This window comes from Nostoc sp. WHI (assembly GCF_015714725.1).
In the GTDB taxonomy this organism is placed as follows: Bacteria; Cyanobacteriota; Cyanobacteriia; order Cyanobacteriales; family Nostocaceae; genus Nostoc.
The window spans coordinates 1-3,878 of record NZ_WBKM01000043.1; the positions used below are offsets into that span (position 1 = coordinate 1).

Consider the following 3,878-nt stretch of genomic DNA (forward strand, 5'->3'; position numbering starts at 1 on the left):
CTAACGGGACTTAAACAAAACAGGAGAGTCAAAAGCAGTATAATGCTCAACTAGCATAGCTTTCACGTTGAAAAAGGCTCATGAAAGAAACCACACCTGCCGCCATGCCTCCATGCTTTGAAAGATGGTGTCAACGATTTGATGATGTGTTTACTCATAAGGCTCAAAAAAGAGAGTTTAGACACTATGTAGGAGGATTATTGGGAGAAAGTGAGAGAAAAAACTTATTTCAGCTCGCAGAGAATGCTATAGGGGTGACTTACCACCGATTACACCACTTTTTAACCCAAGCACCTTGCTTGGTCTACTTCCCAGGTAAACGAACGGCGCTTGGAGATCATTGACAGGAGGCTTGAGACGTAGGTGGGCAAGCAAACCTTTGAACACCTTTACTGAAGCCTTAGAAGCCTTTAGAACGGCTATGTCTTATCGATTTTTCGATTGGTTGACCCTCAACCGTGATGTATTTGCTGCTTACAAAGCCAGTTTGGGCTTTATTTGGGCTTAATTTTTGTTTAAGTCCCGTTAATAGTGTAGACTTCGGCTTTCTCTTCAATAATTGCGAGTTCTTCATCGCTCCATTTTATATTCATCTAATTACCTCCTTCTTTGAAGAGATAGAATTGGTGTCTGCCTGTTCTTGTACAATCCGAGCGCACTTGAGGGAGTTGAAGCGATCGTATTTGACAGAGGTGGAGGAGAAGCTGTTGGGTTTGATTGAGAAAGAATACGGCATCATAGATGAGGTACTACCCAATTCTCGATAAACCAAGGAATAGGAGAAAACAGTAATGCAAAGTATTAAGCTATGTTCTCATGTTGGGGCTGATGGCATTTTGCACCTTGAGATTCCTGTTGGCATAACAGACAAAGAAATAGAGGTAACAGTAACATATCAACAGTTAGAGCCATCAGCCCCCCCAAAAACACCCCAAGAATTAGGATGGCCAGCCGGATTTTTTGAACAAACAGCTGGATCATTAGCGGATGACCCAATTCAAAGATATCCCCAAGGTGAGTATGACACTAGGGAGCCATTAGAGTGAGATATTTGTTAGATACCAATGCTTGTATTGTTTATCTGAATCGTCCTATGTCTGCTGTGAGGCAGAGGTTAGAATCGCTGTCACCAGCAGATATTGTTGTTTGTTCGATAGTAAAAGCCGAACTATTTTATGGTGCAATGCGAAGTAATAATTCCATACAGACTTTAACATTACAAGAAGCATTCTTAAATAATTTTGTATCTTTGCCTTTTGATGATCGGGCTGCTCGGATTTTTGGGACAATACGGGCGGAATTAGCGGCGGTCGGTACACCAATTGGGCCTTATGATTTGCAAATTGCAGCGATTGCGCTAGTGAATAACTTGACGTTAGTCACGCACAACACGAGAGAATTTAATCGCGTTAGTGGACTGGTAATTGAAGATTGGGAGTAAGAGCAATGAAAACTAATGCTGCTCGACTACTTGATAAACTAGGTATTTCCTACCAAATCCTGAGCTATGAGGTAGATCCTGACGATCTGGCTGCTCTTAGTACAGCACACAAAGTTGGTCTTCCGCCAGAGCAAGTTTTTAAAACTCTAGTAGTCAAAGGTGACACAACAGGTATCTGTTTTGCTGTTGTGCCGGGAAATGCTCAGTTGGACTTAAAAGCTTTGGCGTGGATTTCAGGAAACCGCAAGGTTGAGATAGTTGCCCTGAAGGAAGTTCAGCCACTAACAGGATACATCCGTGGTGGTGTAACAGCTTTAGCTAGTAAAAAAGACTGCGAAGCTTTTGATGTAGAGAAGCTGACTAAAGAGTTCTATCGGGGTTATCGAGAAATCTTTGAGGAACTGCAACGGGTTATTAAAGCTAACAATCAGCATTCCTACTTTACTGACTCCAATCGGCTGCACCAGTTTTCTCAACGACTCCTGGGGCGAATCATGTTCCTTTACTTTTTACTGAAAAAGGAGTTTTTGGCAGGCGATCGCAATTTTCTAAAGACTCAGTACAACAAACTACGCTTAAGCCTGAAGCTGTTGAAATTGCCAAGCTGCGGATGTGGTTATCGCTGGTAGTGGATATTCCTGATATTGATGATGTGGAACCACTGCCTAACCTTGATTACAAACTAATGTGCGGGGATTCGCTCATTTCTACTATTCAAGGTGAGCAGTTAATTGCTGACCCCACTAAAGATCAGCAGACAATGCTGAATGTCACCCCTGTACAAACAGCTATTCAACCCTTGATAAATTTGCAACACCAGTACTTTGAGGCTCATGCAGAGGAGCGAAAGGTACTCAGGGAGATGATTTTAGAGGCTGAGAAGAATGTGTTTCGAGTTGCGATCGCTGACCGGATTCAGTATTGGCAGATTGAGCAGCGCAATTTGGAGCAGGATATTAGACGTTTGAAGGGCAAAGCCAGCCGCGTTCAAACTCAGAAGCAACAAGCTATCAGTGCCAAGTTGCAGGAATTGGACAGGATTGCGGCTGAAGTAGAAAAGGGGATGCGATCGCTTAACTTCTTCCAGTGGCATCTACACTTTAATGAGGTATTTCAGCAGCAGAGTGGGTTTGACATTGTGATTGGCAATCCGCCTTATGTGAGACAAGAGCAGATTAAAGAACTCAAGCCAGCTCTTCAAGCAGAATATGACTGTTACACCGGGGTATGTGACCTCTTTGTTTACTTTTATGAGCGTGGGTTTAGGCTGCTCAAGTCTGGTGGTCATTTGTCTTACATCACGTCTAACAAATACTTCCGTGCTGGTTATGGTGAAAAACTGCGCTCATTCTTGGGGGAAAAGTCACAAGTCCAAGTGTTGATTGATTTTGGGGATGCACCAATTTTTGAAGCGATCGCTTACCCTAGCATTATTTTGGTAAGTAAGAGTAAGCCAAACAATCATCAAGCTCGTGTGCTGAATTGGGAAGTTGGTAAGGTATAGGGGTTGAGCAGTTTAGTTTTCCTTTATGCTATTTTTTGGACATTTTTAGAAGGAGAAGTTGGACATCCATTTTTGGAAGGTAAAGTTGGACAACCTGTCCAAAATCTTCTTCAAGTCACAATATGCACTATTAGTTTTAAATTTGTATATGTCTGACGTAAATAAGCCAAGTAACCATAGCAACAATATCTTTAAAAAAATCTTGTTAATTATTGGAAAAAAAATAAAACTACTATTTCAATAATGTGCCGCTCCGAAAAACAGACTTTAGCTTATCCTCCCCGACCTATTTTTAAACAAGGTAATTTTAGCTGCCCTATTGGTTTTGAAAGTATCAAATAGGATAGTCTGCAAACAATTAATGACGTACCAAAACTTATATAGGACTAGTATTTGATTTCTGAAAAAGCTCCGTACATTTGAAGAGTGGCAAAATCAAAGGTAGTGTGTCGGAGAAACCACTCAAACATCCATTTGAGATGAGAGAACGAAGGAATCAAAGCACAGAAACGCCGTACCCAAGTTTTAGCTTGTAACCAAATATCCTCAATTGGATTTTGTGATGGGCAATTAGGGGCAAAGCGAACGCAATGAATTTTCCAGTTTTCTTGAGACAAACCAAGGTTTCAGAACTTACGCATTGACAAAAAAGACAATAAATGTAGTGTAGAAAATCAGAAAATAATAGGCGATCGCTAGCAGTAGAGGACTGGAAAGATGGATAATTTACACTGTCTCTATTGAGGGTATGGCAATCAGAGTAACTACCAAGCCATCCACGGCAAAGTGTGATCTCAACACTTACACTTTATTTTTATTGGCAGAATCAAAGTATCCAGGCTGCACACGTTTAGCAGATATTATGGAATATTTCTCACATGATAGTGTCAACAGATTTTTGCTACGTGAGGAGTATGAGCCAAAGGATTTATT

At 41.2% G+C, this 3,878-nt stretch carries 6 protein-coding genes and 3 pseudogenes; 8 read left to right on the plus strand and 1 reads right to left on the minus strand.

Features of this window, described 5'->3' with window-relative positions:
• Positions 1–80 precede the first annotated feature (80 nt).
• From F8S12_RS04200 to F8S12_RS04225, 7 genes and pseudogenes are all read left to right on the plus strand, one after another.
• Positions 81–360: pseudogene (locus F8S12_RS04200) on the plus strand (transposase); the annotation flags it as partial.
• The gene (locus tag F8S12_RS42215) at positions 353–508 is read left to right on the plus strand and encodes a hypothetical protein (protein WP_442946784.1); all 156 of its coding nucleotides are present in this window, start codon (positions 353–355) and stop codon (positions 506–508) included. The pseudogene F8S12_RS04200 and the gene F8S12_RS42215, both read left to right, overlap by 8 nt.
• 118 nt (positions 509–626) lie before the next feature.
• A complete protein-coding gene (locus tag F8S12_RS04205) occupies positions 627–767 on the plus strand; it encodes a hypothetical protein (RefSeq protein ID WP_196515018.1) in 141 nt (46 codons plus the stop codon).
• Positions 768–791: 24 nt separating this feature from the next.
• Entirely contained in the window at positions 792–1,046 is a 255-nt protein-coding gene (locus tag F8S12_RS04210; protein WP_196515020.1) for a hypothetical protein, read from the plus strand.
• Entirely contained in the window at positions 1,043–1,441 is a 399-nt protein-coding gene (vapC, locus tag F8S12_RS04215; RefSeq protein WP_196515022.1) for a type II toxin-antitoxin system tRNA(fMet)-specific endonuclease VapC, read from the plus strand. Before F8S12_RS04210 ends, vapC begins: the two co-directional genes overlap by 4 nt.
• A 5-nt stretch (positions 1,442–1,446) precedes the next feature.
• Positions 1,447–2,070: an aminoacyl-tRNA deacylase gene (locus F8S12_RS40275; protein ID WP_230967780.1), complete on the plus strand. Its 624-nt coding sequence runs from the start codon at positions 1,447–1,449 to the stop codon at positions 2,068–2,070.
• Positions 2,052–2,945 carry an Eco57I restriction-modification methylase domain-containing protein gene (locus tag F8S12_RS04225; protein WP_196515024.1) on the plus strand — a complete coding sequence of 298 codons (894 nt, stop codon included), beginning with the start codon at positions 2,052–2,054 and terminating at the stop codon, positions 2,943–2,945. Before F8S12_RS40275 ends, F8S12_RS04225 begins: the two co-directional genes overlap by 19 nt.
• A gap of 386 nt (positions 2,946–3,331) precedes the next feature.
• Here the strand turns inward: F8S12_RS04225 and F8S12_RS04230 are convergent.
• Positions 3,332–3,556, minus strand: a pseudogene (locus F8S12_RS04230) (IS630 family transposase); the annotation flags it as partial.
• 143 nt (positions 3,557–3,699) lie between these two features.
• Here F8S12_RS04230 and F8S12_RS04235 point away from each other — a divergent pair.
• Positions 3,700–3,878, plus strand: a pseudogene (locus tag F8S12_RS04235) (IS701 family transposase); the annotation flags it as partial.